Genomic DNA, 24,786 nt, shown 5'->3' with positions numbered 1-24,786 from the left:
GGGCGGCGGGGCGCCCGCTGCGCTCTCCCGTCCCGGCCCGCCGGCCGGTCCGGTTCCCACCTATGAGAGTTTCGTTCGGGTAGTCTCGCCCGGGTCTGCGCAGCCCTGGGTGGCCGCTCAGGATCTTTCGGCATGGGGGCCGTTTGCCGTATCGGCTGGGGCATTGGAGATCGCAACCGAACTGGTTCAGGCGCTCACCGGACGAGGTGCTCAGGCGGACCTTCTGGGCGATAGCGTTCAGGGTGTTCAAACGGTGATCGTAACCGAAGGCCTTTCGCATTTGCCGGTAACGGAACGACACTGGCAGGTTCTGGACATTTGCAAGCGGCTATATGCGAGCGGTGCCCGGATTGTGATTCTGGAGCATGCGGGCGCTGGCGGTTTTGCGCAGCTTTGCGGTCTGAAAGGCCTCTCGCGTACACTCCGTCAGGAATGGCCTGATCGGTCCATAGTAACGTGGTCCCTTCCTGCTGGCGTGTCGCTGAACGCACAGGCTGAACTGGTCCTTGGCGCCGTCGCCTCCAATGCTCCCGAGGCAGATCTTGATGCGGCGGGTACTTCGGTGATGGAGATCGGCGCCGCACCTGGGCTGGTGCAGGCCGCTCCAACAGATGCAAACGTCTGGTTTGTGCCGGGAGGTGCGCGCGGTGTGACCGCAGCCTGCGTATCCGAACTGGCGCGTCGACAAGCGGGATCGACCTTTGTTCTGGCAGGCCGGTCCGGCATCACGCCCTGGCCAGAAGGATTGCAGCCAACAAGCGACGTGAAACTTGTCCGGGGTGCGCTGATCTCCGCAGCCAAGGCGCGCGGCGAAAAGCCTGCCTTGCCTTCCATTGATCGTCAGGCGCGCGCGCTGCTGGCAGGACAGGAAATTCGTCACACACTGGACGTCATCGCGGCGGCAGGGGCGGGGGCTGTCTATTTGCAGGTAGACATGTCGAATCGCGACAGCGTTCTCGCCGCCGTTCAGAAGATTACGGCTGAGTGCGGGCCGATTACTGGCCTCGTGCATGGGGCAGGGGTGCTGGCAGATGGGCTTGCCCTGAAGAAGACGCGAGAAGATGTGGAATATGTCTTCGGGCCGAAGGTCGAAGGCTTGGCAAACCTGATCGCCGCTATCGACCTTTCGCAGCTGCGCCATGTCGGCCTGTTTTCGTCCGCCTCCGCCGTATTCGGCAATACGGGGCAGAGCGACTATGCGATGGCCAATGCCTGGCTTGGCGCCGTTGCGCGGAAGCTCGCAACGCAACTGCCCGCCGCGATCGTCAAGAGTTTCTGTTGGGGCCCTTGGGATGGCGGCATGGTCGACGCAACACTGGCGGGACATTTCGCAACACGCGGCATTTCGTTGATTGGCCTTCAGGATGGCGCGCGCATCTTTGCTGACCAGATTCTTCAGGGAGACAGGCAAGAAATCGAACTATTGATCGGGGATGAGTGGGCAGGATGACGGGTGATTGCCGATTTGAGCCGATTGCTATTGTCGGCCAGGGCTGCGTGCTGCCGGGGGCCATGAGCCCGGCGGAGCTTGGCGATCTCGTCTTTGACAAGCGCGTGGTCTACGGCCCGGTGCCTTCTGAGCGGCTTGGGCTTTCGGAAGCAGATGCAGCTTCCCGAAACTATGTATCCGGAACGGTGCAAGGATTCGAGGATATCTTCGATGAGGATCGTATTCCGGAAGCGTGGCGCGCAGCTGCCAGGATCGACCCGGTTTGCGCCTGGTCCGTTCATGCCGCGTTGGATGCGTGGAGCAACGCACGTCGTCCGAAGGTCCGAAAGGGCCGCGCAGGTGTCTTTGTGGCCAATCTTTCCTACCCAAGCGCGGCGCATGCAGACTATGCCGCACGCCATTGGGCGGGGCAGGCGCTTTCGGAACCGCTTGCGACGTTCAATGCTTCTCTTCCGCCCCAACTGATCGCTCAGACGCTCGGCCTGTCCGGTCCAGCATTCTCGCTTGATGCGGCGTGCGCCTCATCGCTCTATGCGCTGGAGATCGCCTGTCGACGGCTTCAATCGCAGGCGATTGATTGCGCCGTCGTTGTCGGCGTCAACGCGGCCGACAATCTGATCCTCCATATCGGGTTCGAGGCGTTGAAGGCACTCAGCCCGACCGGCCAGTCACGACCCTTCGTGAAGGGCGCAGACGGATTAGTGCCATCTGAAGGAGCGGTCTCGGTTGTCCTGAAACGTCTGTCTGATGTGAAGAAGAAGGATGTCGTTCACGGTGTTATTCGGGGCATCGGCCTCTCGAATGATGGTCGGCGCAAGGGTTTGCTCGCCCCGTCCGGCGAGGGCCAGACTGAAGCCATGACGCGCGCATACACAATGGCGGGCGTGGATCCGAAGAGCGTGTCCTATCTGGAATGCCATGCGACCGGCACGCCGACTGGTGACGGTGTCGAGGTGCAGGCATCTGCGGACATGTTCGCAGGCAACAAAAATCTCGCCATCGGATCCCTGAAGGCCAATACAGGGCATCTCATCACGGCGGCGGGCCTGGCCAGCCTCCTCAAGCTGACCGAAGCGTTCAAGCGCGAAGCCCTGCCGCCTACACCGATTAGAGGTAACCTGATCGAAGTTGCTAGCCGGAACGGTATGACAGTTCTGGGGGAGGCCGCATCGTGGGAGCCGCGTAACGGAATTCGCCGCGCAGCTATCAGCAATTTCGGTTTCGGCGGCAACAATGCGCATCTGATCCTCGACCAGTATAATCCGGAATCGGATTTGGTTGAGGCGCGGGAGGCCAAGCTGTCCGAGCAGGACATCGTGATCTGCGGGACAGGCCTGCTGGCGGGTTCTGACCGCGGGGCGGACGCCGTCACGCGCCGCATCATGAACCAGCCGATAAAGCCTGCCACAGCCTGCCGAAAGGTGGGCGCAGATCCGAAGACTGCGCGAACTCCGCCAACGGATTTGCTTGAGGCGGAACCTCAGCAGCTCGCCATTGTCGATGTGGTGGAAGAAGCGCTGCAATCGGTAAAGCCTGTCGCATCTGATCGGGTGGGCATTTTTACCGGCATGGGCTGTGCGTCAGATTCGGCGCGTTGGCTGTTAAGAGAACGCTTGGCAAATCTGGCAGGATTACCCCGGAACTCCGAGGAGCTTGCCACTGCGCAGGCCCTCATTGCGCCACCGCTTCATGCAGCCACCGTTCTAGGTGCCATGGCGAACATGACCGCCAATCGCGTGACCTATGCGCATGATTTCCAGGGCATGGGGTTCTCGGTGTCTGCCGAGGCGGCTTCCGGCCTTGCCGCGCTGGACCTCGCCGTCGAAGCGCTGCGCTTGGGTCAGCTGGATATGGCCATCGTGGCCGCAGCAGACTTTGCGACCGAACCGGTTCGTGCCGCTGCGCTCGCAGATATCGGCATTACAGTGCGACCTGGTGACCAGGCTGCGGCCATCGTCCTGAAGCGAAAAGACGACGCTGAAGCCGCATCGGATCGGAACTTCGGGTCTCTCCATGACGTCAACTGGTCTAAGGGCGGAGCGTCCGAAACAGGCGTCATAAATCGCGTATTCGGCAAGGCTCCTTGCGCCTCGGTCGTGTTCGAACTGGCCCTGCAAGCGCAGCTCTGCGCACGGGGGCATGTGCTGACGGCGGAAGGCGCGGTGCCGGACATACGGGAAACGTCTCTTCCGGTCGACATCTCGGTTGCAGCAACGCAGCTCAACACCGTTGGCTCCGTCACATTCGATCCTGCGGATGCGGTGCCCATACCAGATGCGCTGCGGCCGACACCCTTCCTGTTCTGGGCCTCGGCAAAAGACAAAGCGACGCTCGCCGCGCGCATGGCATCCGGCAAGGCCGGGGGCAGGGGCAAATGCCGTATTGCGATAGTGGCGCCCACTGAGGAAGCGCTCGCGGAACAGTTGGATTCTGCGCAGCAGATGCTGGAGCAGGGCAAAGCCCCTGTCGGCGACGGCGTCCACTTTGGCGAAGGCAAGCCTGAGGGCGAACTGGCCTTCATGTTCACTGGATCTGCGGCCGTTTATCCCCGCATGGGACGTGGTCTGCTCTCGGCCTTCCCGGAATTGCGCCAGCGTCTCGCCAAACTCGACAAGGCGGACGAGATCGCCCCACTGCTCGCCAAGGCAAGCCTAACGGAATTTGAACAATTGTGCGCTGGCACGCTGATGAGCCAGGCACACGCAATCCTGTTGCTGGACCTTCTCGGTCTCAAGCCGGATGCGGCGCTCGGCCTGTCGCTTGGCGAGAGCAACGCGCTGTTCGCTTTCGGCTTCTGGCGTGATCCCGGCGCTCTGCTGGACGAGATTTCCGATGCCGCCATGTATGAGCGCCATATCGGCGGCGAGTTCGAAACGGCAAAAGAGGCGTGGGGCCCGAACGTCCCGGCGGACTGGACCAATTGGCGTGTCCAGGCGCCGGTTGATGCCGTGAAGCGTGAAGTCGCCAAACATACCGGCGTCGAGATTACGATCATCTATTCGCGAACAGACTGCATGATCGGTGGCCCGGCTGAGGCCTGTCGCAAGATCTGCGAATCTCTTGGGCCCGGCAGCGGCGCAAAGATGCACCAGCATCTGATTGTGCATGCCAAGGCCATGCAACCCTTCGCGGAGACGTGGCGCAAGCTGCATACACGCAAGATGCATGATGGGGGCGGGGTGCGTCTCTACGCCAATGCCGTCAATGCCGCCTATGAGCCGACCAGCGAAACCTCGGCAGATATGCTAACCCGGCAGGCCATCGATACAGTAGATTTTCCGCCTACGGTCGAACAGGCATGGAAAGATGGCGTGCGCACCTTTGTGGAGCTTGGCCCGCGCGACACGCTGACCGCAGCACTTGGCAATATTCTTGAAGGCAAGGACTACAATGCGGTCGCCACCGACCGCATTGAAACAGCGGACTTGGGACAGGTCGCCGACCTCGCCGCCTTCCTGTTCGCGGACGGGCGCGCTCCCAAGATGAAGCCCGTCGCAGACGCGCTCGACGCCGCGCGACGCAACAGGACCGTGCGGCCTGCGCCCTGGGCGCTGACACGCGATGTCCCTTACGCCAAGCCTATTGTTCCGGCCCTAATCCCAACAAGCCGGATGCCGGTTGCGCCGATTTTGGCCGCCGTGAACTATCCTGCGCCATGCGATTCAAAAGTCAGCACCACGCAGGTGCCATTCCCCGCGCCGCCGGCAGACCGACCGATGCCTGCGCCGCGCAAGGTGACTGCTGGAACAGAGCCACTTCTGCCGCGATCACCCGCAGGACCGCACTGGAACTCTCCCGAGATCGAGAAATCCACGCGTGAGAAGATGTCTGACTTCTTCGGCGCCGCATTCAAACCGCAGGACCAATATGCTCGTCAGGTGCGCCTGCCAGCGCCCCCTTTGCTGCTCGTCGACCGGATCACCGGAATCGATGCAGAGGCCGGAGTCGAGAGTACCGGCATCATCTGGACCGAAACCGATTTGAAGCCGGATCAATGGTTCATCCATGATGGCCGGATCCGGCCCGGTCCGCTGATCGAAAGCGGGCAAGCTGACCTGACCTTGATTGGCTGGATGGGGGCGGACTTCAAGAACCAGGATGACCGGGTCTATCGCCTTCTGGGGTGCGAAATCACATTCCATGAGGGCGGCCTGCCAGAGCCCGGTGAGACGCTACACTTCCAGATCGAGATCACCGGGCAGGCGACACTCGCCGGTGTCCGCATGTTTTTCTTCCAGTATGATTGTATGGCGGGCGACCGCCGCGTCTTCTCCGTGCGAAACGGTCAGGCCGGCTTCTTCAGCGATGAGGAACTTGCCTCCGGAAAGGGCGTCATGTGGGATCCCGCCAAGGATGCACCGCCTACCGCAGACCCCGCGCCATTTGCCGCCGAGGGCGCGAGCCGGAAGCGAGCTTTCAGTGCCAAGGATCTGGACGCTTACCGTGTCGGTAATGCCTGGGCATGCTTTGGCGACGGGTTCGAACTGGCGGCCGCGCAGTCACGTCCGATCCGTCTGCCGGACGACAGGCTGGCTCTCTTCGATGATGTCGAAGCCTTTGACCCCCATGGCGGGCCGTGGGGCAGGGGATATTTGAAAGCCCGCGCGCATGTACCCGTCGATGCCTGGTTCTATGAGGGTCATTTCCACAACGATCCCTGTATGCCCGGCACGCTCATGGCAGAGGCCGCCGTGCAGACACTGGAATTCTACGCAGCGGCCGCCGGCCTGCTGACCGAACGTGACGGGTATGTCTTCGAACCGATGCCGGGCCATATGGCGCAATTCGTCTGCCGGGGGCAGGTCATTCCGGATACGGATCACGACGTGACCTATGAGGTCTTCATCGATGAGATCGTTGATGGAGAAACCCCGGAAATCTATGCCTCCCTTCTGGCAAGCAGTGACGGCAAGAAGGTGTTCTATTGTCCGCGCTTCGGCCTGCGCCTGCGCCGTGATTGGCCAGCACCACGCGTCGCGAAAGCACCGATCCGAACCGGGCCGATGGGGGAGAGTCGGGGTGACCATGCCGCGCTGCTAGATTGCGCCAACGGTGCGCCATCGGCGGCCTTTGGCGAAATGTATGACCGGTTCGATACCAAAGGCATTGTACCCCGTTTGCCGCAAGAGCCATATCACATGATGACGCGGGTCATCGACGTGTCCACACGGCCGGGCGTGCAGGAAGTTGGCGCAAAGGTCCGCGCCGAATACGATATCCCAGCGAATGCCTGGTATTTCGAGGACAACCGGAATGGGGCCATGCCCTTCGCCGTCCTGTCGGAGATTGCGCTGCAGCCGTGTGGCTGGCTCGCCAGCCATTGCGGTTTTGCCTTGTCCGGCAATCTGAAATTCCGAAATCTCGAAGGCGATGGTGTCCTGCATCGCGAGCTTCGCCCGGGCGATGGGACGATGGTCGTTGACAGCGAGTTGACGGCCTTCTCACGTGTCGGACCGATGACCATTGTGACCTTCAGCGTTGTGGTCACGCTAGCCTCAGGCGAACCTGTCCTGGACCTGACGACCCAGTTCGGATTCTTTCCAGCTGCCGCGCTGGTGCGCCAGGCCGGCCTGGCGGCCAAGCCGCATTTCTCTGCTGCGTTCGACCTGCCGGGCGAAAAAGTGAAGACGCGCATGATTGAAAAGCGCCTTGCAGGCGGCAAGATGCGCATGCTGGACGCGGTCGACTATTTCAACCCGACCGGCGGAGAGGCCGGGCTTGGTCTGATCCGGGGCCGCCAAGCAGTTGATCCGAATGCGTGGTACTTCAAGGCGCACTTCTATCAGGATCCGGTCCAGCCGGGGTCGCTCGGCCTTGATGCGCTCGCACAATTGCTGGCGCACGCCATTCTGCTCAAGGGACTGGATGAGGGCATGAGCGACCCGCACTTTGAAACCATTGCGACCGGCGCACCGTTCAAATGGAGCTATCGCGGACAGGTGACGCCCGACAAGAAAGAAGTCGTTACCGTGATGGAGATTGTTTCCATAGAGAAACGCGACAAGGGCTGGTTGGTCACTGCACGAGGAAGCCTGTGGCGGGATGGCCTGCGTGTTTACGAAGTCGGTCCCTACAGCCTTGCGCTGGTGGACAAAGGCTAGGCGCACTCGCTCGCGACGCAAGTGACAATGTCTCCGTGCAGGAAGCACGAAATGTCGAATATGCGATCCGTATGCGATACTTGTCCCTGGGAAGTCTCACCAAGGATGAGGCTTGCGGATAGGTTGATCGTCGGTGCCCCCATGCGGAATCCCTGACCGGCGGCTTTCATGATGGCCTCCTTGATCGTCCACAGCCTGTAGAATGGGAGGAGATCGTCGTTAGCGATACCGCTGAATATCTTTCGCTCCGAAGCCGAACACATCATCGGCAGCATCTGTCGCCAATCGATGTCGCGAACCTTTTCGATATCAATTCCGACCGCTTTGTCATGAGAGGTGGCGAAGGCAGACCAGCCCCCGGTGCGAGAAATCGACAGATACAGTTCCCGCATATTTCGCAGGGAAGGCGCCCCGAGCGTATCATGTTCGAGAACTATATCCGCCTTCGCTTGGCCGAGATGATTTGAAAGGCCGGTTCGCACAGCTGCGAATGAGCGTTCCAGATCAAGACGTATGTCTGGATCGAACAACTTTCCAAGGCGCGCGTACTCGGTATTGGTGAGGACCGATGACTGCGTCTGTACTTCCGAATGATCCAGAATATACGCCGAGATGCTCGGCTGCTCCGGCGTGCGGGTCTGAGATGAGGGAATGTCGAGTTGGATCATATCAGTCAGGCTGCAAGTGATATACCGGATCAGCGCGGGAAATGATCCAATTACAGCCAAGAATATACACACACCGCTTGTTTCCGCTAGAAGTCGGAATGAGCCCGTATATGCACTTCCGGACCTGACATTGACTATGCCATCCAGCCTTTCCTACAAGTTTTCGATCGCGCCCATGATGGACTGGACGGACCGGCACTGCCGCATGTTCCATCGGAGCCTGTCGAAACATGCGCTGCTCTGGTCTGAAATGATGACGGCTGATGCCGTCATCCATGGAGACCGCGGCCGCTTGATTGGCTTCTCCGAAGCTGAGCATCCCGTCGTCCTGCAACTGGGTGGCAACGAGCCGGCAAAGCTCGCCGAAGCGGCCGCCATTGCCGAGCAGTTCGGCTATGACGAGGTAAATATCAATTGCGGCTGCCCGTCCGACCGAGTTCAATCAGGCGCGTTCGGAGCTTGCCTGATGGCGCGGCCGGACGAAGTAGCCGCGTGCGTTGACGCCATGAAAGCCCGCGTGTCCATCCCGGTCACGGTAAAGTGCCGCATCGCCATTGATGATTTGCCAGCGGAAGAAACTCTGTTTGATTTTGTCGAGAAAGTCAGCGCAGCAGGTTGCGAGGTTTTCACCGTTCACGCGCGCAAGGCTTGGCTTAAAGGCCTGAGCCCGAAGGAGAACCGCGATATTCCGCCGCTTGATTATGACCTTGTGGCGCGCCTGAAGGCCGTGCGGCCTGACCTGACCATTATCCTGAATGGCGGCATCACCACAATCGAGGCTTGCCGCGACCACCTCGATACTTTTGATGGCGTCATGCTGGGGCGTGCCGCTTATCAATCCCCAGCCCTGCTGGGCGAGGTGGATTCCGCATTGTTCGGGGTCGGCGAGCCTGTCTCACCAGAGGTAGCCCTCGACGCGTACCGGCCTTATATGGCAGCGCGTCTGGAAGAGGGCGTCGGGTTGCATGCGATGACCCGTCATATGCTGGGCCTGTTCAACGGACAGCCCGGCGCGCGCCGCTGGCGGCGAACACTCTCTGAGAAAGCCGTGCGTAAGGGCGCCGGTCTGGAAGTGTTGGATGAAGCGCTTAGCGCGGTCATGCTCGACGCCTGATACAAAGCAGGTTCAACTTTTCGGAATTTCGTTCTTTATTTGTTCGCAATATTCTGTTAACCATTTGCCCCATGCTGACAGGGGTTGGAGATGGTTTGCAGGGTTACGACGTTTGCATTTGAGGGCGTAGACGCCCAGCCCGTGGATGTGCAGGTCCAGATGACCGGCGGCCAGCCAGCGTTTCATATTGTCGGCTTGCCGGACAAGGCGGTTGGCGAGAGCCGTGAACGTGTCCGGGCCGCTTTTGCCTCCCTTGGGCTCGCACTCCCGCCGAAACGGGTCATCGTGAACCTCGCCCCCGCTGATCTTCCCAAGGAAGGCAGCCATTATGATCTCGCCATCGCGCTTGCCCTGCTCGCCATGATGGGCGTGATCCCACCAGACCAGTTGGAGGCCTACGCGGCCATTGGAGAACTTTCGCTTGATGGCGCGCTGGGCGAAACGCTCGGGGTCCTGCCAGCCGCCATGGCCGCTGAAGGGATGGATTTACAACTCATCTGCCCACAGATTTGCGGCGCTGAAGCAGCCTGGGCAGGCGGCAGTGTTATTGGCGCAACAGGCCTGATTGCCCTGATCAATCACTTTACTGGCCGCGCTGTTATCAGCCCTCCGCAGCCGGGCGAGCTGGCAACCCCGCCCGCCGGGCCGGATCTGCGCGATGTGAAAGGTCAGGAAGGTGCCAAGCGCGCACTCGAAATTGCAGCCGCCGGGGGGCACAATCTCCTTTTTTGCGGCCCGCCTGGGTCGGGGAAGTCCATGCTGGCCCAAAGATTGGCTGGCATATTGCCGCCATTATCTGCGCGGGAATTGCTGGAAGTTTCGCAAATTCAGTCGATTGCGGGCCTGTTGGAGCGCGGACGCCTCTCGCGGAGACGACCCTTTCGCGCGCCCCACCATTCGGCCTCCATGGCTGCTTTGGTCGGGGGCGGAATCAAGGCCAAGCCCGGTGAAGTCTCGCTCGCGCATCATGGCGTGCTTTTTCTTGATGAATTGCCGGAATTCCCCGCAACGGTGCTCGACAGTTTGCGACAGCCGCTTGAGGCGGGCGAAGCCGTGGTGGCGCGGGCCAACCGGCATGTGCGGTATCCGGCGCGGTTTCAGCTGATCGCTGCCATGAATCCATGCCGGTGTGGGGGAGGGCCCGGCGCAGCCGCCTGTCGGCGGGGTCCCCGCTGTGCACAGCAATATCAGACCCGCTTGTCCGGTCCGTTCCTGGACCGGATCGATCTCTACTACGACACGCCACCAGTTACCGCCGTTGATCTTGCGCTGCCGCCGCCCTCGGAAGGCTCTGAAGAAGTTCGCGTGCGCGTCGCCCGGGCGCGTGACATCCAGACAGAGCGGCTGGGGCATATGGCAAGTGACACGATCCGATCGGTTAACGCCGACACGCCTCTTTCCGAACTGGAAAAGTCGGCAGCGCCTGATGAGGCTGGTGCCGCTTTGCTGGCGGATGCCGCTTCGCGGCTGCAACTGACCGCGCGGGGCTACAGCCGGGTGCTCAAAGTGGCACGCACCATTGCAGATCTTGAGGGTTGTGACGGCGTGCGGCGGCTTCATGTCGCTGAGGCACTATCCTATCGGCATCGTCCGCCGGGCATGCCCGAGCCAGCCGTATCTGCGGCGCGCGGCGCTGCAGCCGGGAGCATGGTCGGTTAAATGAATGCTAAAGGCTTTGCGATAAGTCTGCTGCCCGATGACAGACTCACAAAAGCCTCCCGCAAATCCCGCCAAGCCGGAAGACACCTTCCTGGCAACGGCGAGTCATGAAATTCGCACGCCCCTGAACGGTATTCTCGGCACAGTTTCCCTGTTGCTTGAGACCGAACTGGCCCCAGCGCAGCGCGAATATGCCGAGGCGATCAAGATGAGCGGCGGGCGCCTGCTCGATTTGCTTAATAATGTGCTGGATTATGCCCGGCTCGATGCGTCTGCAGTGGAACTGGAAGTCGAAAATTTTTGCCCGGTGCGGCTGGGCCGTGAAGTGATCGAACTGCTCAGCCCGCGTGCGCATGCGGCAGGGCTCGACCTTGCTGTTCGCGCGCAGCCTTTGCCGATGCCGACCTATTCCGGCGATGCAGGTCGTATACGACAGATCTTGTTTAACCTGGTGGGCAACGCCCTCAAGTTCACGCGCCAGGGTTCGGTCCTGCTGGATATCGCGGCTCGAACGGATGGGCTCGAATTCCGTGTCATCGACACCGGTCCCGGCATAGCTGAAGCGGATCGCGTGCAATTGTTCAGCGCGTTCAAACAATCGGCCACGCAGGATGCTTTCAATGATGGCGGAGTCGGGCTTGGCCTTGCCATCGTCAAGCGGCTGACGGAGCTGCTGGGTGGACGGGTAGACATTGATGGTGCTCCCGGCCTGGGCACCGCCTTCAAGATATTCCTGCCCCTGGCACGTGCAGACATGCCGTCCACGCATGACCTGCCGCAACTCGACATGACCGTTGGCCTCGTCGGTCTCCCGGCCGCCACCACGCTTGCAGCCGCGTCTGCGCTTTCCGGGTCCGAGGCCAGGCCTTTTCTGATCGACCCAGTCGCGGGGCGTGTGCCCGGTCACGTCGATATATTGTTGATTGGCGCTGATTTACGCGAAAAGCTCGTCAGAGAATTTGCCTGCCAGCGTCCAACCCTGGTGGTCCTGCGTCCCGAAGACCGTGGCGCGATCGAGCGGTTTCGGAGTCTGGGCTGCACAGGCTGGCTGGTAAGACCGCTGCGCGCATCCTCGATTGCAGAACGTGTCTATGTCGTCCAATCAGGTGAGCAGGCGATAGACGAGCCGGAGCAGAAGACAGGGGCAGGGCATGTGCTGATTGCCGATGACAATCCGGTAAATGCACTGATCGCACGACGCGCCTTGGAATCGGCCGGTTTTACCGTCACTGTAGCCTCCACCGGAAGCGAAGCTGTGGAGACTGCAACGCAAATGAACATCGCCCTCATCCTGATGGATTTGCGCATGCCAGTCATGGATGGCTTTGAAGCCATGCGCCGCATTCGCGACAACGGGTCGGACGTTCCGATGCTGGCTGTCTCTGCGGAAATGAATCCGAACATCGAGCGACAGGCGCGCGCGGCTGGCGCAAACGGCGTGGCTGCCAAGCCTCTGGATGCCGAGGCACTCCGTCGCCTTGCGCTGCACTGGACGAGCGCGCCGGTCCGGCACGAAGGCGCTGCATGAGCGACACCTCAGCGCCAACGCCTCCTGAAGTTCGCGAACCATCGCGCGCTGTCCGCGCGCTGAAGGCCCTGAAGGATCGCCGCATGGCGGCTATGCTCATCCTGTCATTTGCTGCCAGCATACCATATGGCGCGGTGGTTGGTGTCTTGTCGGCCTGGCTTACTCAGGAAGGCGTCGACACAAACACGATCGGTGTGCTCGCGCTGGTCTCTCTGGGTTACTCGTTCAAATATCTCTGGGCGCCCATGTTTGGCCGCGCTCGAAACGTACCATTTCTGCGCATCGGGGGACGCCGATCCTGGCTGATCGTGTGCCAATCCGTGATCGCTTTGCTGCTGATCATCCTGGCCTTTAGCAATCCACCGGAAAATATTGGCCTCGTGGCGCTGATCTGTTTCGTGATCACCCTTATTGGGCCGACCCATGATCTGATCCTCGATGCCTGGCGGATCGAAGTGGCGCGCTCTGAAGAGGACAAGGACCTCATGTCCGCCCTCTACCAGTTCGGCTACAAGTCCGGCGGTTTCATCTCCGGCTTTCTCGCCTTGCTGGTGGCCGCACGTGTCGGATGGACCGTGTCCTATGTGATGATGTCGGTGTTCATTGCGCTGACCGTGCTGGGCAGTTTGCTCGCGCCGGAACCGGAATCTTCGTCCCGCCCTGATACGAGCCGTATGAGTTTCCTGCCCTCGCTGCGCAGAAAAGTTACTCTTCCGGCCGTGATCGTCGTCGCACTCAGCTGGCTCATCGGCTTCACGATGATCGGCACTTTTGTCGTGCGCAAACTGGCCTTGGGCGCAGACATATCCTCGCGGGTGTTCGTTTCCGAACAGGGGCCCGTCATTGTCTTGCTGACCGTGGTCCTGCCAGCCGTCGTTGCCGCCTTGCTGGTGTTCACACAAAAGGCTGTTGCAACAGAGGCGCCCTTGCTGGTGGTGGGACAGAGTCGCGGCGACAAGCTGTTGGCCACCCTGTTTCGGGCGATCTTCGACCCATTGATGGAGCTCATTTCCCGGCTCGGCTGGTGGACCATTCTCGTGCTCGCACTGGCACTGACCTACCGGTTCACCGATGCGGTCTGGGGCTCGTTTGCCTATCCTTTCTATTTGCGCGCAGACCTTGATGCGTTGGGACATACGCTCGACGATGTAGCCATCGCCTCGAAATTCTTCGGTGTTGTGGCGACCATTCTCGGCTCGCTCATCGGTGCGACGCTGATCGCGGTGCTCGGCCGGATGCCAGTCTTTTTTGTTGGTGGGATCGTCGCGGCTGCGACCAATTTGCTTTATGCGGACTTGGCGGCTGGCGCGGCGACGGTTGATGCTTTTCTGGCGTTCACCCATCTTGATGCGCCATTGATCACCTTTGCGGATTGGGCCGCAAAACTCCAGCCTGAGGAAGTGGCAATTGCCTCTGACCAGGGCCAGCGCATGGCGCGCCTGATGGTGACGATCTTTGCCGAGAACATTGCAGGCGGCTTCGCGCTCGTCGCAATGACGGCCTATCTGACATCAGTGGTCAATCCGCGTTTTGCCGCCGTTCAGTATGCGTTGCTGGCCTCGCTCACAATGCTGATCGGCACGCTGGGCCGGCCTTGGCTGGGCGAGATGATTGAACAGAACGGGTTCTATGACGTGTTCATCATTACCTTCTGGCTTGGGGGTGTTGCGGTCGTACTCAGTGCCATAGAGTGGGGCCGTCAAACCTATCTCAAGCGGTCGGTATCGGCCGGGTAAACCTCATTAATACTGGAGGAAGTCCCATGCGTTCAGCCCTGATTGCGTTCGTCATGCCCCTTGCCATATCGGCCTGCGGGACTGTTCAGGGCCAACCGGCTGGGGTGAGCGTCGCTTTGGAAGTTCAGGAGGAGGCAGCCATCACGGCGATGCTTGAGGCGCAAGACGCAGCCTGGAATCGCGGTGATATACCCGCCTTCATGGACGGATATTGGAAGTCTCCCGACTTGCGCTTTGCGTCTGGCGGCAACATTGCGCGCGGGTGGGACGCAACGCTTCAACGCTATGAAACACGCTACGATACGCCTGAAAAAATGGGCACGCTGGTGACGTCCGACTATGAGATTGAAATTCTGTCGCCCGATGCCGCCATCGCACATGGCCATTGGATGCTCGAAGTCGAAGGCGACAATCCGTCCGGACTGTACACGCTGGTCCTGCGCAAGATTGATGGCGGTTGGGTGATCATTTCCGACACAACCACGTCAGCGGACTAACGGGTTGCGATGACGCCGACATAAGCCATTCCAAGCCTTGGCAGTCGGCCCAGTTACGGGCAAAACGCCGTGTGGCCTCACGACCGAAGGGGAGCCGGCACAGACCATGAAACGCGCAACACTCGATTTTGAAACCCATAATTCTGCGCTGGAGCGCGTGATCGAGCGGCCATGGTTCCGGCACCTGGTGATCGCCTTGATCATCGTGAACGCCGTGATTCTTGGCGTGCTGACCTATCGCGAGACACTGCCCGCGGGTCTTGTCGTGTCGCTCGACGCAGTTGACCAGACGATCACATATGTCTTTGCGGTCGAGATCCTGCTGAAACTGGTAGTCTATCGGTTGCAATTCTTCCGGCGGGGTTGGAACTGGTTTGACTTCATCGTCATTGGCGTTTCGCTGATACCAGGAACTCAGGCATTCGGCGTATTGCGTGCGCTCCGGGTCCTGCGGATTCTCCGATTGCTGCATATCGTTCCAATGATGCGCCGGATTACCGAGGCGCTGATGAAGGCCCTGCCGGGCATGGGCGCCATTTTCGCAGTGCTGGCGCTGATCACATATGTTGCCGCCGTAATGGCGACCAACATGTACGGCAATACCGAGAATGAAGAGGTCACCGAACTGTTCGGGGATCTGCCGCGTTCGGCCTATTCACTTTTCCAGGTCATGACGATGGATGGCTGGCGGTTCGAAGTTGTCCAGAAAGTGATTGATGATGGCAATCCCTATGCCTGGATGTTCTTCCTGATCTTCATCTTCATCGCCAGCTTCGCCATTCTCAACTTGTTCATCGCCCTGATTGTGGATTCGCTCGCGGCCGAACAACAGGCGATCATCGAGGAGGGACTCGACGAAATCGAAGGAGAATTGGAAGGTGAACTCATGACCGCCGAGAAGGAGCGCGCCGCCGTCCTTTCGGCAATACAGGAGATGCGATCAGAGATCGCCGCCTTGAGAGCCTCGGTTGAGGCGCAGTCAAAGTAGATAAGGCCCGCCTCTGTTTGTGGGCGGGCCTTCAGCATCGCTTCGCTTTGCAGATCACCTTAGCCTTTGGGCAGAAGGACCTGGTCGATCACATGGATGACACCGTTGGAGGCCATGACATCGGCTTTCACGACGGTGGCGCCATTCACCGTTACGCCGTCGGTGCCATCGATTGCTACGTCGCCATTCAACGTGCTTGCGGTCAGTGTCTTTCCGGCGAGCTGGTCAGAGGTCACCTTGCTGTCAGCGATCACGTGCAGTTTGAGAATGTCGGCAAGTTGGTGCTTGTTCTCCGGCATCAACAGGATTTCGACCGTACCCTCGGGAAGGGCGGCGAAGGCAGCATCGGTTGGCGCAAACACGGTAAGCGGGCCTTCGCCCTTCAGGGCATCGACCAGACCAGCTGAAGTCGCGGCAGCCAGCAGCGTGTTGAACTGGCCAGCTTCGGCGGCGGTGTCGACGATATCCATCTTGGACCATTCGCCTTTGATGAGCTCGGCCTCGACATGGCTAGCCATGCGATCCTTGGAATACTGACAGGTCTCTGCGAGGGCCGGGGCGGCCAGGAAGGCGAAAGCAGCGGTGAGCGTGAGAAGACGTTTCATGATTAGGGGTGTCCCAATTCAGAAATTTTCCGATGGAACCATATCCATCGATGCCACTCTTTACGGGTCGTCCGTCCCGGAGGATCAGAATCTAAAAAAGAATTCATTTTTGGAAGTGTGAGCAGGACTTCACGCAACTGTCAGCATGCCGCGCTCCCAAAATTGCCAAAATAGGGTATAGAATTTCCCGAGATGTCTTTGTGGACCCGAGTGCTTGAGGGCGGACGGCGCCTGTTCGATCCTGACAACTCTGACGGCATGCTTGCCGACGGAGCTGATTTTGCGTGCGCGCCAGATCCGAATGATGTCGGGTTTACTGCGGCGGTCGTGGGGCTCGGTGCAAAGCTTGCCGTAGCTGACGGCACCGTATCGGATCAGGAAATCATGGTGTTTTCGCGCGTCTTCCGCGCCGCGCCTGAAGATGCCGACAGTGTTCGCCGTGTCTTCAATATCGCCCGCCAGACTGTGCGCGGCTATGAAGGCTACGCTCGCAAGATCGGCCGGAAATACCGAGACCGCCCATGCTTGCTGGAAGGCGTGCTGGACGGCCTGTTCCAAATCGCGGGTGCGGATGGCGTCGTGACGGCGGATGAGATGGACTATTTGCGCACCGTATCCGATGCCTTCGGCTTTGATGAGCTGACATTCCGCCGGATCAAGGCCAGCCATTTGGGCCCGGATAGCGACGACCCATACCACATTCTCGGCGTCTCCCATGATGCAGAGTTTTCCGATATTCGTGCCGCCTATCGTCAGTTGATGTCTGATCACCATCCGGACCGTGTGGTGCAAATGGGCGCACCACGCGAATTCGAGGATGCCGCGCATGCCAAGGCGGCATCGATTACAGCCGCCTATGCGCAAATTCGGACCGAACGCGGTCTGCTGATCCGGTCGGATTGAGGCATTTCCGCGAATTCACATAGTATCGGCATGCCATTCCATTGACGGAACGCAGCACTGGCGCCATGTTTGCACTGTAAACGAGAGATTCATGACCCAAGCAGCTTCCAGTTCCGGCCGTTTCAATATTGCAGACGCATTTTCGAGTGCGATCAGCCTTGTGGCGCGGCTATGTATTGGGCTCTTGCTGGTGCTGTTTGCCGGATTGCTAGCCGTGATGACCGCTATCGCAGGCGTCTTGCTGGCTTCGGCGGCCTTGTTCATGCGGTATGCTGGCCGGAAGGGCATCCCCCCGCAAGCGCGCGACACGGCTGAAGAGCCGCTCATTCTCGACGCCCGCCGCACGCCGCGCGGCTGGACTGTCGAATAACAACTCCGAATTATTTGGAATTTTGAAACGGATGGGGAGCCTGAAGCCCCTAAAAGCACTCGCTTGACACTGGTGCGCTACAACTGTAGCGTACACGTGACTTTGATAGCGAGATTTGCATGTCCCAGCCCAATCCTTCCGAACTCAGCGTGTTGAAACATCTCTGGTCACATGGCCGGCAAAGCGCACGTGAGGTGCATGATGCCATCGGTCCGAGGCAGGGGTGGAAGCCGTCGACGACCCGCACCGTCATTGCTAGGATGGAAGAGAAGGGCTGGGTCAGCCGTCAGGACATGCATGGCATCGCAGTGTATGCCGCCGCTATAGACCGGACCGCCACATTGGGCGGATTGGTCCGTCATCTCGCCCGCCAGGTTCTGGATATGGACGGGCCGTTGCCGGCGGCCTTGTTTGCGGAAAGTCCACACCTCTCCGATGCCGAACTTGACGAACTCGACGCCATCATCAACGCGGCGGCGGCCGATACGGAGGGCAAGGCATGAGCTTGTTCGGACTGATCGCACTCGCCTTTGGTTGGAGCGCGGCGCTCTGGCTGCTCGCCACCGTGCTTTGCACGCTCAAACCCTCACCCAGGATGGCTCAGGCCATATGGCGCGGCGCAGCAGCTTTGATGTTCGCACCATTCCTGGCATCTGCTTTCATGCCGGGTCTGACTCAAGTTGCCGCACAGGCCTTGCCGGACTTGCCGGTCATGGATGCGCTGACGGTCCAGTCTGATGCCGTCTTTGTTGAAGAATCTACCACAGAATTCCGTATACCGCCGGTTGCGACACTGGTGCTGTGGGCGCTTGTTGCCGGGTGGTTCGTGCGTGCGGTCTGTTGGGCTGTGGGGCAGGCCAGACTTCAGCGCCTGAAGCAGACATCCCGTCCGGTCATCCGCCCGGTTCGCCACTGGGCCGACGCGATTGGATTGCGGCGCGTGCCGGATGTGCGGGTTATCCCGCAGGGGGCGCCGTTCCTTGCCGGTATCGTGCGCCCGGTCGTCTTCATACCGGCAGCGCTCATCTCGAAACAACACACACCACAAATCATCGTGCACGAACTGGTTCACCTGAAGCGGGGTGACCTGCTGACCCGCCCATTTGACCGTATGGTCGCAGACATATTCTGGTTCTCTCCTTTTGCCTGGGCCATGCGCGAGCGCCTTGATTATTGGCGCGAGGCGATCGTCGATGAAGAGACCGCCGAGCTGACGGGTGACCGGATCGCCTATGCTCGCGCCCTGACCCAGGTGGCGCGTCTTGCCCGGCCTGCGCTCATCCTGCCGGTTGCAGCATTCACGCTCAAGAAAGAAGGAACCCTCAAAATGCGCTTGACCCAACTCCTGAGTGAGACCCACCACCGGCCGAAACGTCTTGGCTTGGCAGTCGCGGCAGCGCTGGCGCTCGCGACCCCGCTCGCCTTGGCGCAGGGATCACTGATCCGGGGCGCCGCCGCGCTGCCGACCGACGCGGTTACATACAGTCATGCCGTGCTGGACAAGGCGAAGCTGACCAGCGCCTTTGGCGTGCGTAAACACCCTGTCTCAGGCGAATTGAAACAACATCAGGGCGTCGACTTGGCAGAGGAAGAAGGCAAGCCGATCTATGCGCCGACTTCAGCAATCGTGACCCGCGCAGAAATGACAAATGGATACGGGAATCTCGTCGAAATCGCTGCGGGTGAGACTGTGCTCCGCTTCGGGCAGTTGAAAGATATCAAAGTGTCACTGGGGGAATCCGTCTCCGCAGGTACTGTGATCGGCTCGCTGGGCCAGTCCGGCCAAGCCACCGGGCCACACCTGCACCTTGAAGTCTGGCGCGCAGGCCAGGCGGTCGATCCGATGGCAGAGCCCGGGCTCATCCTGGCGGACTCCCTGTTCATCACGGCAAATTCCGGCGCGAAGGTTCCACAGCCCCCCGCGGCTCCTGTGCCGGATGCCGCGCCCAAGCCTGCCTCCATCCCGGCTGCACCGCTGGCACCAATCAAGCGCGATGTGGCTTTTGAGGAGATCCGAGGTGAAGTTGGCGGTTGCGAGGTCATCGCAAACTGGGCCAACACGCGCGAAAAGTCTGCCGTCTGGTTGGCAAGGCTGGATGCATCCAAGGCCGAGAACAAGCTTGCTGGCCTGTCGCTAAACGCAAACTGGACGCCTGAGGCTGTGAATTATCCAAGGCCATCCTATCCTGCCGACGCGGCCAAGAAACGACTCAGCGGTGGCTGCATGGTCCTGTTCGATCTTGGCACTGATGGCGTTCCGCAGAACATGCTCGCAGAATGCACCGATCCGGTCTTCGAATCTTCGGCGGCAGCACTGAAGGGCGCGACGTTCAAACCGCTTACCAATAAGGCAGGCAAGCCTGTCGACGTCAAAGGCATCACATATCCGATGGAATTCTGTATCGCCTAGCGCGGACTGGATGACGATGCTTGGAACTTTCTGATCCGCCGACGCGTCTAATAGCAGGCGCGTCGGCTGTCAGGAGGATTCTCGATCATGGCAAACCCCAAACCGGTCGGGAAATCCACTCCAATCATTGGGGGTGTACTGACATTTGCCCTGTTTGGCATCCACCGTCTGTTCGTCGGTCAGATATATTCCCGATCCGAGGCGGTGAGCCTTGTGGAGGCGCTGTCGGATTCGTCCCTCTATTTCGGATCGGCTATCGCCAGCGCGTCGGCCACGATCCTTGCCCTTATGCTCACCATGCTCGGGATGATGCACAACAGTAGTGCCGACATCGGCATCTGGTTGTTCAAGCGCGTGCGCATGATTGCCTGGTTCGCCACGATCAGCCTGTGCAGCGCTGTGGCGCTTTTGACATTCTCATCCATTCCAATCGGGGAATTCGAAGATATCCCGACGAACTGGTATGTGATGTCGTATTACGCCATTGCCACGCTGATGGCTGTGCTGGCGGGTTTGCTGGTGACGAGCATCCTGTTGATCCTCGGCGCGGTCCGGTATTTGGTGAATCGGCTGGCGCCTGAAGTCGACTAGTGAGTCCTAGCGATCGAACAGTTTCGAAACGCTTTCCTCGTTCGCGATACGGCGAATGGCTTCGCCCAATAGCGGGGAAATGGGCAGGATGCGGATAGATTCCGATTTAATCGCATCTTCGGACGGCTGAATCGAGTCGGTCATCACCAATTCGTCCAGCACCGATTTCTCGATCCTCTGAACGGCATTGTTTGAAAGCACGCCATGCGTGACATAGGCAGAAACCGATTTGGCACCATGCTCTTTCAGGGCGGCGGCGGCGTTTGCCAGCGTGCCCCCGGAATCACACATATCGTCCAGCATGATGCAGCGCTTGCCGGACACATCGCCGATAATGTTCATGACTTCTGACTTGCCAGCTTCGGGGCGGCGTTTGTCGACGATGGCAAGGTCGGCCTCCAGTCGCTTGGCCAGCGAGCGGGCGCGCACCACGCCGCCAACATCCGGAGAGACCACCATGAGATCCTTGTTCCCGTAGCGCTCCTTGATGTCATCGACCATGACGGGGCTGCCGAACAGGTTGTCTGTTGGAATATCGAAGAAGCCCTGGATCTGGCCGGCATGCAGATCGACGGTCAATACGCGGTCGGCGCCCGCGCTGCAGATCAGGTTTGCGACCAGCTTGGCGGAGATGGGCGTACGACCATCCGTTTTACGATCCTGCCGGGCATAGCCGAAATAGGGGATGACGGCGGTGATGCGACGGGCCGAGGCGCGCTTCAGCGCGTCCATGCAGATCAGCAACTGCATCAGATTGTCATTGGCGGGGTAGGACGTGGACTGGATCACGAAGACATCTTCGCCGCGGACATTCTCGTCGATGCGGACAAATATTTCCTGATCCGAGAAGGTCTTCACCTCAGACCGCGTCAGGCGCGTGTCAAGATAATCGGCGATGGCTTCCGCCAATGGCCGGTTTGCGTTGCAGGAAAGCAGTTTCATGATGGAGCGCCCGTGCTGCCCAATTGGTGTCGCTTTTGTAACATAGGGCGGCGAGTCGCAACCGGACTCTTACGACTTTTTCAGAAAATTACAGCGCAAGCATGATGACTGAGGCATTTCGGCCATAGTCTGGCTCGCCCCGCTGATTGCGCCGCCGGTTGGAAAAATAGGAGTCTTTCAGCGCGCATGTGTCCAGCCCGGTGTCGTGAACGCTGTGGACGCCGAGCCCATCCAGCCTTTGTCGACAATAGCCCGGCAGGTCGAACTGAAACCGGTCTCCCTTGCCGGGCAAGAACAAGGCCGCGTTATGGGGGGAGGCGTCCAGGAAAGTGTTTCGGAATTCGGGGCCGACTTCATAACTTGCCTGCTGGATCGTGGGACCAATGGCTGCGCGAATCCGGCCAGCTTCGGCGCCAAGTTCAATCATCGCCGCAACAGTGGTGTCGAGCACACCTCCGATGGCGCCTTTCCAGCCCGCATGTGCCGCACCAATCACGCCCGCTTCGGCATCGGCAAACAGAACCGGCGTGCAGTCGGCCGTCAGGATGCACAGGGCGATTCCCGGAATTTTCGTCGCCATCGCATCGGCCTCCGGGCGCACGCTCCACGGTTCGGTGACATGTGCGACATCGGCTGAATGAATCTGGTAGCAGGAGAGCAGCGCGCGCGCGGACATGGCGGTGCGGATTCGCTCGCGATTGGTCGCGACGGCGCCGGGCACATCCCCTGAGCCTTCCCCGGCATTCAAACTGGTATAGAGACCACCCGAAACACCGCCCATTCGGCCAAAGAATCCATGGCGGATCTCCGGCAGGCCTGAAAGATTATCACTCGTTTCAAAGGGGGGCGTATCGGTCATTGCCCTAGCCGTGGTTTGCTGCGGCGCGCCTGTCAAGCGCGCCGCCGCGATACCATTCAGAAGTGATAGGCGGACTCACCATGAGTGGCTGAGTCGAGGCCGTTCTCCTCATCCTCGGTAGAAACGCGCAAAGGAATGAACAGCTTGATGACGAACAGGATCGCTCCGGTCATGATGGCCGAATAAACGGCGACGACTGCTACACCGAGCAGTTGCACACCAAACTGTGCACCGGTGGACATCTCCAGTCCCGGCGCCAGCGGACCTGCGGCTGCGAGGAATGGGATCAACAAACTGCCGAGAATACCGCCAACGCCATGCACGGCGAACACGTCGAGGCTGTCATCGATCTTCAGACGTTGCCGGATCAAGCCAACGGCTGCGTAGCAGACGCCTGCGGCTAGGATGCCGATAATGATGGCACCGACCGGGCCGACGGATCCCGCCGCCGGGGTGATCGTCGCGAGGCCTGCGACCATGCCGGTTGCGATGCCGACGAGTGTGGGTTTGCGAAAGCTGACCCATTCGATCAGCATCCAGACAAGTGATGCTGTGGCGGCCGAGATGTGTGTGACCAACATGGCCTGCGCCGCGCCATCATTGGCACCGAGGGCCGAGCCAGCATTGAAGCCGAACCAGCCGACCCAGAGCATGGCCGCGCCAAGCATCACGAATCCCGGACTGTGGGGCGGACGCATATCCTTCGGAAAATGGCTACGACGTCCCAGCATCAGTGCGAAGACGAGTGCGGAGATGCCGGCTGTCGTGTGCACCACGATACCCCCTGCGAAATCGATCACGCCTTGCTGGGCCAGCCAGCCTCCACCCCAGACCCAATGGGCAACAGGCGCGTAGCAGAGCACGAGCCAGAGCGCGGAAAAGATCAGCACAGCCGCAAAATTCACGCGCTCCACGAACGCGCCGACAATCAGCGCCGGGGTGATGATGGCAAAGGTCATCTGGAACATGAAGAACAAGGGTTCGGGAATGGTCTGCCCGTCGAGTGGCGCGCCGGTGACGTTTGCAAGCATGCTCTTCGCGAACCCGCCGAGATAGCCCGTCGCGCCCGGACCGAAAGCGATGGAATATCCACACACCAGCCAGACCAGACTGACTAGGCAAGCAATGGCAAAGCACTGCATGAAAATGGAAAGCAAATTCTTCGCTTGAACGAGGCCGCCATAGAACAGGGCAAGTCCCGGCAGGGTCATGAACAGGACCAGCGCCGTGGCGGTCAGGATCCAGGCTGTGTCTCCGGTATCGGCATGGGCGGGCAGGGCAAGTGCCCCGATGGCGGCCACAACTAAGCCTGCGCGTGCAGCGCCTTTTATTGATTTCAGCATTTCACTCCCCGTTTTTTCGTCATTTCTGACGAAGCTCGAACGGTTCGTCAATCAACGAGCACCTGTCTCGCAGGGACAGGGAGTGTGCAGATATCCACGCGTTTTGGAGGTGTAACCACAAAGGCATCATAGATGCTGTAATCGCGTTTGGAGGTCTTCAGGTCTTCCCATTCTGCGCCGGGCGTTGCCATGACTTCCCAGCGTGGGCGCAAACTTTCGGGCATGTCAGCCGCGAGCCCGACAGACAAGATCTCATTGGCTGAGAGGGCCTGCGCGCGCGCCGCAAATGCTTTTTCGGATGTGTCCGGATTCTGGAAGGATTCTATCTTGTCCTCCTGCACAGGCTCCACGCGTTCCAGTCGGTTGATATGGGCCATGCCCGAAATGACCCGGCCAAATATCGTATAGTTCCGATCAAGATACCGGCGCTGGCCGATGGGAACAAAGAATTCGGTCGAGCCGGTCTCCGGCGGGGAATTGCGCGCCATGCCAAGGGCGCCGGGACAATGCAGTAACCATTCCTGTCCGCTCTCTCGGCCAACTGCGAAGCCATTCCGGTGGCCCACCTGACCGGCGAACAGGTCCTCATTGCCTAGGGGCACGAAGCCGTCTGCGTCCACGGCCCGCTCGGCTTCCAGCGGTAGCTCGGCCCAATCTTCCAGAAGGTGTTCGAATTCGAGTCCTGCCTGCGCCACATGGCCATCGATCACGCGATAGAAATATTCGCCATTATAGAGATTGCTCCGGATCGCCTCACGAAACTGTGCCACATGTTTGGGGGCTGCCTCAGGGGCGAGTTCGATCATGACATCCCCTGTCACCGTTTTCAGGACCACAAGATTTTCAGGGGCCACCTCACGCCATGGCGCCACAGGGGCCGGAGCGTCTACCATCTCGGAGGCGGGGGCAGGGCTCGGATCGGGCGCTGTTTCGCAAGCGCCCAACAAGGAGATGCCGATGGCAACTGCCATGAGAGATATCCGCACCATCTTTGTGTCCTTCCCAAGAAATCATCCGCCTGC

General features: G+C 60.0%; 19 protein-coding genes. 13 read left to right on the top strand and 6 right to left on the bottom strand.

What is annotated here, in order from left to right; all coding sequences use genetic code 11:
- Positions 1-109 precede the first annotated feature (109 nt).
- Together B3527_RS12060 and B3527_RS12055 are read left to right on the top strand one after the other, a co-directional pair.
- Positions 110-1,450 (top strand): SDR family NAD(P)-dependent oxidoreductase, encoded by a 1,341-nt coding sequence (locus B3527_RS12060; RefSeq protein WP_290480030.1) that lies wholly within the window; start codon positions 110-112, stop codon positions 1,448-1,450.
- Positions 1,447-7,551 carry a beta-ketoacyl synthase N-terminal-like domain-containing protein gene (locus tag B3527_RS12055; RefSeq protein ID WP_290480029.1) on the top strand — a complete coding sequence of 2,035 codons (6,105 nt, stop codon included), beginning with the start codon at positions 1,447-1,449 and terminating at the stop codon, positions 7,549-7,551. The genes B3527_RS12060 and B3527_RS12055 overlap by 4 nt, the downstream gene beginning before the upstream one ends.
- Here the strand turns inward: B3527_RS12055 and B3527_RS12050 are convergent.
- On the bottom strand, positions 7,548-8,219 hold the full coding sequence (locus tag B3527_RS12050) for a 4'-phosphopantetheinyl transferase family protein (RefSeq protein WP_290480028.1): 672 nt from the start codon (positions 8,217-8,219) through the stop codon (positions 7,548-7,550). The two genes, B3527_RS12055 and B3527_RS12050, sit on opposite strands and share 4 nt — an antisense overlap.
- A gap of 136 nt (positions 8,220-8,355) precedes the next feature.
- Between B3527_RS12050 and dusA the strand changes: the two genes are divergently transcribed.
- From dusA to B3527_RS12020, 6 genes are all read left to right on the top strand, one after another.
- Positions 8,356-9,333: a tRNA dihydrouridine(20/20a) synthase DusA gene (gene dusA, locus B3527_RS12045; protein ID WP_290480426.1), complete on the top strand. Its 978-nt coding sequence runs from the start codon at positions 8,356-8,358 to the stop codon at positions 9,331-9,333.
- A 90-nt stretch (positions 9,334-9,423) separates the two neighbouring features.
- On the top strand, positions 9,424-10,992 hold the full coding sequence (locus B3527_RS12040; RefSeq protein ID WP_290480027.1) for a YifB family Mg chelatase-like AAA ATPase: 1,569 nt from the start codon (positions 9,424-9,426) through the stop codon (positions 10,990-10,992).
- A 37-nt stretch (positions 10,993-11,029) separates the two neighbouring features.
- On the top strand, positions 11,030-12,520 hold the full coding sequence (locus B3527_RS12035) for an ATP-binding protein (protein ID WP_206991425.1): 1,491 nt from the start codon (positions 11,030-11,032) through the stop codon (positions 12,518-12,520).
- The gene (locus B3527_RS12030) at positions 12,517-14,256 is read left to right on the top strand and encodes an MFS transporter (protein ID WP_290480026.1); all 1,740 of its coding nucleotides are present in this window, start codon (positions 12,517-12,519) and stop codon (positions 14,254-14,256) included. Before B3527_RS12035 ends, B3527_RS12030 begins: the two co-directional genes overlap by 4 nt.
- A 26-nt stretch (positions 14,257-14,282) precedes the next feature.
- Positions 14,283-14,753, top strand: coding sequence for a YybH family protein (locus B3527_RS12025; RefSeq protein WP_290480025.1), 471 nt, complete (start codon positions 14,283-14,285; stop codon positions 14,751-14,753).
- A gap of 106 nt (positions 14,754-14,859) precedes the next feature.
- Positions 14,860-15,741 (top strand): ion transporter, encoded by an 882-nt coding sequence (locus tag B3527_RS12020; RefSeq protein ID WP_290480024.1) that lies wholly within the window; start codon positions 14,860-14,862, stop codon positions 15,739-15,741.
- A 59-nt stretch (positions 15,742-15,800) separates the two neighbouring features.
- Here B3527_RS12020 and B3527_RS12015 read toward each other — a convergent pair whose 3' ends face one another.
- The gene (locus B3527_RS12015; protein WP_349677865.1) at positions 15,801-16,259 is read right to left on the bottom strand and encodes a fasciclin domain-containing protein; all 459 of its coding nucleotides are present in this window, start codon (positions 16,257-16,259) and stop codon (positions 15,801-15,803) included.
- A gap of 279 nt (positions 16,260-16,538) precedes the next feature.
- Between B3527_RS12015 and B3527_RS12010 the strand changes: the two genes are divergently transcribed.
- The 5 genes from B3527_RS12010 (at position 16,539) to B3527_RS11990 (ending at position 20,620) form a co-directional block, all read left to right on the top strand.
- A complete protein-coding gene (locus tag B3527_RS12010; RefSeq protein WP_034815017.1) occupies positions 16,539-17,249 on the top strand; it encodes a molecular chaperone DjiA in 711 nt (236 codons plus the stop codon).
- 91 nt (positions 17,250-17,340) lie between these two features.
- Entirely contained in the window at positions 17,341-17,619 is a 279-nt protein-coding gene (locus B3527_RS12005; protein WP_290480022.1) for a hypothetical protein, read from the top strand.
- 119 nt (positions 17,620-17,738) lie between these two features.
- Positions 17,739-18,122 carry a BlaI/MecI/CopY family transcriptional regulator gene (locus B3527_RS12000; RefSeq protein WP_290480021.1) on the top strand — a complete coding sequence of 128 codons (384 nt, stop codon included), beginning with the start codon at positions 17,739-17,741 and terminating at the stop codon, positions 18,120-18,122.
- A complete protein-coding gene (locus B3527_RS11995; protein ID WP_290480020.1) occupies positions 18,119-20,029 on the top strand; it encodes a peptidoglycan DD-metalloendopeptidase family protein in 1,911 nt (636 codons plus the stop codon). Before B3527_RS12000 ends, B3527_RS11995 begins: the two co-directional genes overlap by 4 nt.
- 87 nt (positions 20,030-20,116) lie before the next feature.
- Complete coding sequence (locus B3527_RS11990; protein ID WP_206991417.1) at positions 20,117-20,620, top strand: hypothetical protein; 504 nt, start codon at positions 20,117-20,119, stop codon at positions 20,618-20,620.
- Between the two features lie 6 nt (positions 20,621-20,626).
- Here the strand turns inward: B3527_RS11990 and B3527_RS11985 are convergent, their stop codons facing one another.
- The 4 genes from B3527_RS11985 to B3527_RS11970 form a co-directional block, all read right to left on the bottom strand.
- Positions 20,627-21,562: a ribose-phosphate pyrophosphokinase gene (locus B3527_RS11985; protein WP_206991416.1), complete on the bottom strand. Its 936-nt coding sequence runs from the start codon at positions 21,560-21,562 to the stop codon at positions 20,627-20,629.
- An 88-nt stretch (positions 21,563-21,650) separates the two neighbouring features.
- Entirely contained in the window at positions 21,651-22,421 is a 771-nt protein-coding gene (gene pgeF / locus B3527_RS11980; RefSeq protein WP_290480019.1) for a peptidoglycan editing factor PgeF, read from the bottom strand.
- Positions 22,422-22,477: 56 nt separating this feature from the next.
- Positions 22,478-23,764, bottom strand: a complete 1,287-nt coding sequence (locus B3527_RS11975; RefSeq protein ID WP_206991414.1) for an ammonium transporter — start codon at positions 23,762-23,764, stop codon at positions 22,478-22,480.
- A gap of 47 nt (positions 23,765-23,811) precedes the next feature.
- The gene (locus tag B3527_RS11970) at positions 23,812-24,735 is read right to left on the bottom strand and encodes a peptidylprolyl isomerase (protein ID WP_290480018.1); all 924 of its coding nucleotides are present in this window, start codon (positions 24,733-24,735) and stop codon (positions 23,812-23,814) included.
- Between the last annotated feature and the right edge of the window lie 51 nt (positions 24,736-24,786).

This window comes from Hyphomonas sp. UBA4505 (genome assembly GCF_002388685.1).
Lineage (GTDB): Bacteria > Pseudomonadota > Alphaproteobacteria > Caulobacterales > Hyphomonadaceae > Hyphomonas.
Note: the sequence above shows the minus strand (reverse complement) of the source record. Positions and strands in the feature narration are given on the sequence as shown.

Bases quoted from the DNA above. Each gene is read 5' to 3' on its own strand.
- pgeF (WP_290480019.1), bottom strand. From the start codon at position 22,421: ATGACCGATACGCCCCCCTTTGAAACGAGTGATAATCTTTCAGGCCTG.
- B3527_RS11975 (WP_206991414.1), bottom strand. From the start codon at position 23,764: ATGCTGAAATCAATAAAAGGCGCTGCACGCGCAGGCTTAGTTGTGGCC.
- B3527_RS12000 (WP_290480021.1), top strand. From the start codon at position 17,739: ATGTCCCAGCCCAATCCTTCCGAACTCAGCGTGTTGAAACATCTCTGG.
- B3527_RS12015 (WP_349677865.1), bottom strand. From the start codon at position 16,259: ATGGCTAGCCATGTCGAGGCCGAGCTCATCAAAGGCGAATGGTCCAAG.
- B3527_RS12030 (WP_290480026.1), top strand. From the start codon at position 12,517: ATGAGCGACACCTCAGCGCCAACGCCTCCTGAAGTTCGCGAACCATCG.
- B3527_RS12020 (WP_290480024.1), top strand. From the start codon at position 14,860: ATGAAACGCGCAACACTCGATTTTGAAACCCATAATTCTGCGCTGGAG.
- B3527_RS11985 (WP_206991416.1), bottom strand. From the start codon at position 21,562: ATGAAACTGCTTTCCTGCAACGCAAACCGGCCATTGGCGGAAGCCATC.
- B3527_RS12025 (WP_290480025.1), top strand. From the start codon at position 14,283: ATGCGTTCAGCCCTGATTGCGTTCGTCATGCCCCTTGCCATATCGGCC.
- B3527_RS11990 (WP_206991417.1), top strand. From the start codon at position 20,117: ATGGCAAACCCCAAACCGGTCGGGAAATCCACTCCAATCATTGGGGGT.
- B3527_RS11995 (WP_290480020.1), top strand. From the start codon at position 18,119: ATGAGCTTGTTCGGACTGATCGCACTCGCCTTTGGTTGGAGCGCGGCG.
- B3527_RS12050 (WP_290480028.1), bottom strand. From the start codon at position 8,219: ATGATCCAACTCGACATTCCCTCATCTCAGACCCGCACGCCGGAGCAG.
- B3527_RS12035 (WP_206991425.1), top strand. From the start codon at position 11,030: ATGACAGACTCACAAAAGCCTCCCGCAAATCCCGCCAAGCCGGAAGAC.
- B3527_RS12040 (WP_290480027.1), top strand. From the start codon at position 9,424: ATGGTTTGCAGGGTTACGACGTTTGCATTTGAGGGCGTAGACGCCCAG.
- B3527_RS12055 (WP_290480029.1), top strand. From the start codon at position 1,447: ATGACGGGTGATTGCCGATTTGAGCCGATTGCTATTGTCGGCCAGGGC.
- dusA (WP_290480426.1), top strand. From the start codon at position 8,356: ATGCCATCCAGCCTTTCCTACAAGTTTTCGATCGCGCCCATGATGGAC.
- B3527_RS12005 (WP_290480022.1), top strand. From the start codon at position 17,341: ATGACCCAAGCAGCTTCCAGTTCCGGCCGTTTCAATATTGCAGACGCA.
- B3527_RS12010 (WP_034815017.1), top strand. From the start codon at position 16,539: ATGTCTTTGTGGACCCGAGTGCTTGAGGGCGGACGGCGCCTGTTCGAT.
- B3527_RS11970 (WP_290480018.1), bottom strand. From the start codon at position 24,735: ATGGCAGTTGCCATCGGCATCTCCTTGTTGGGCGCTTGCGAAACAGCG.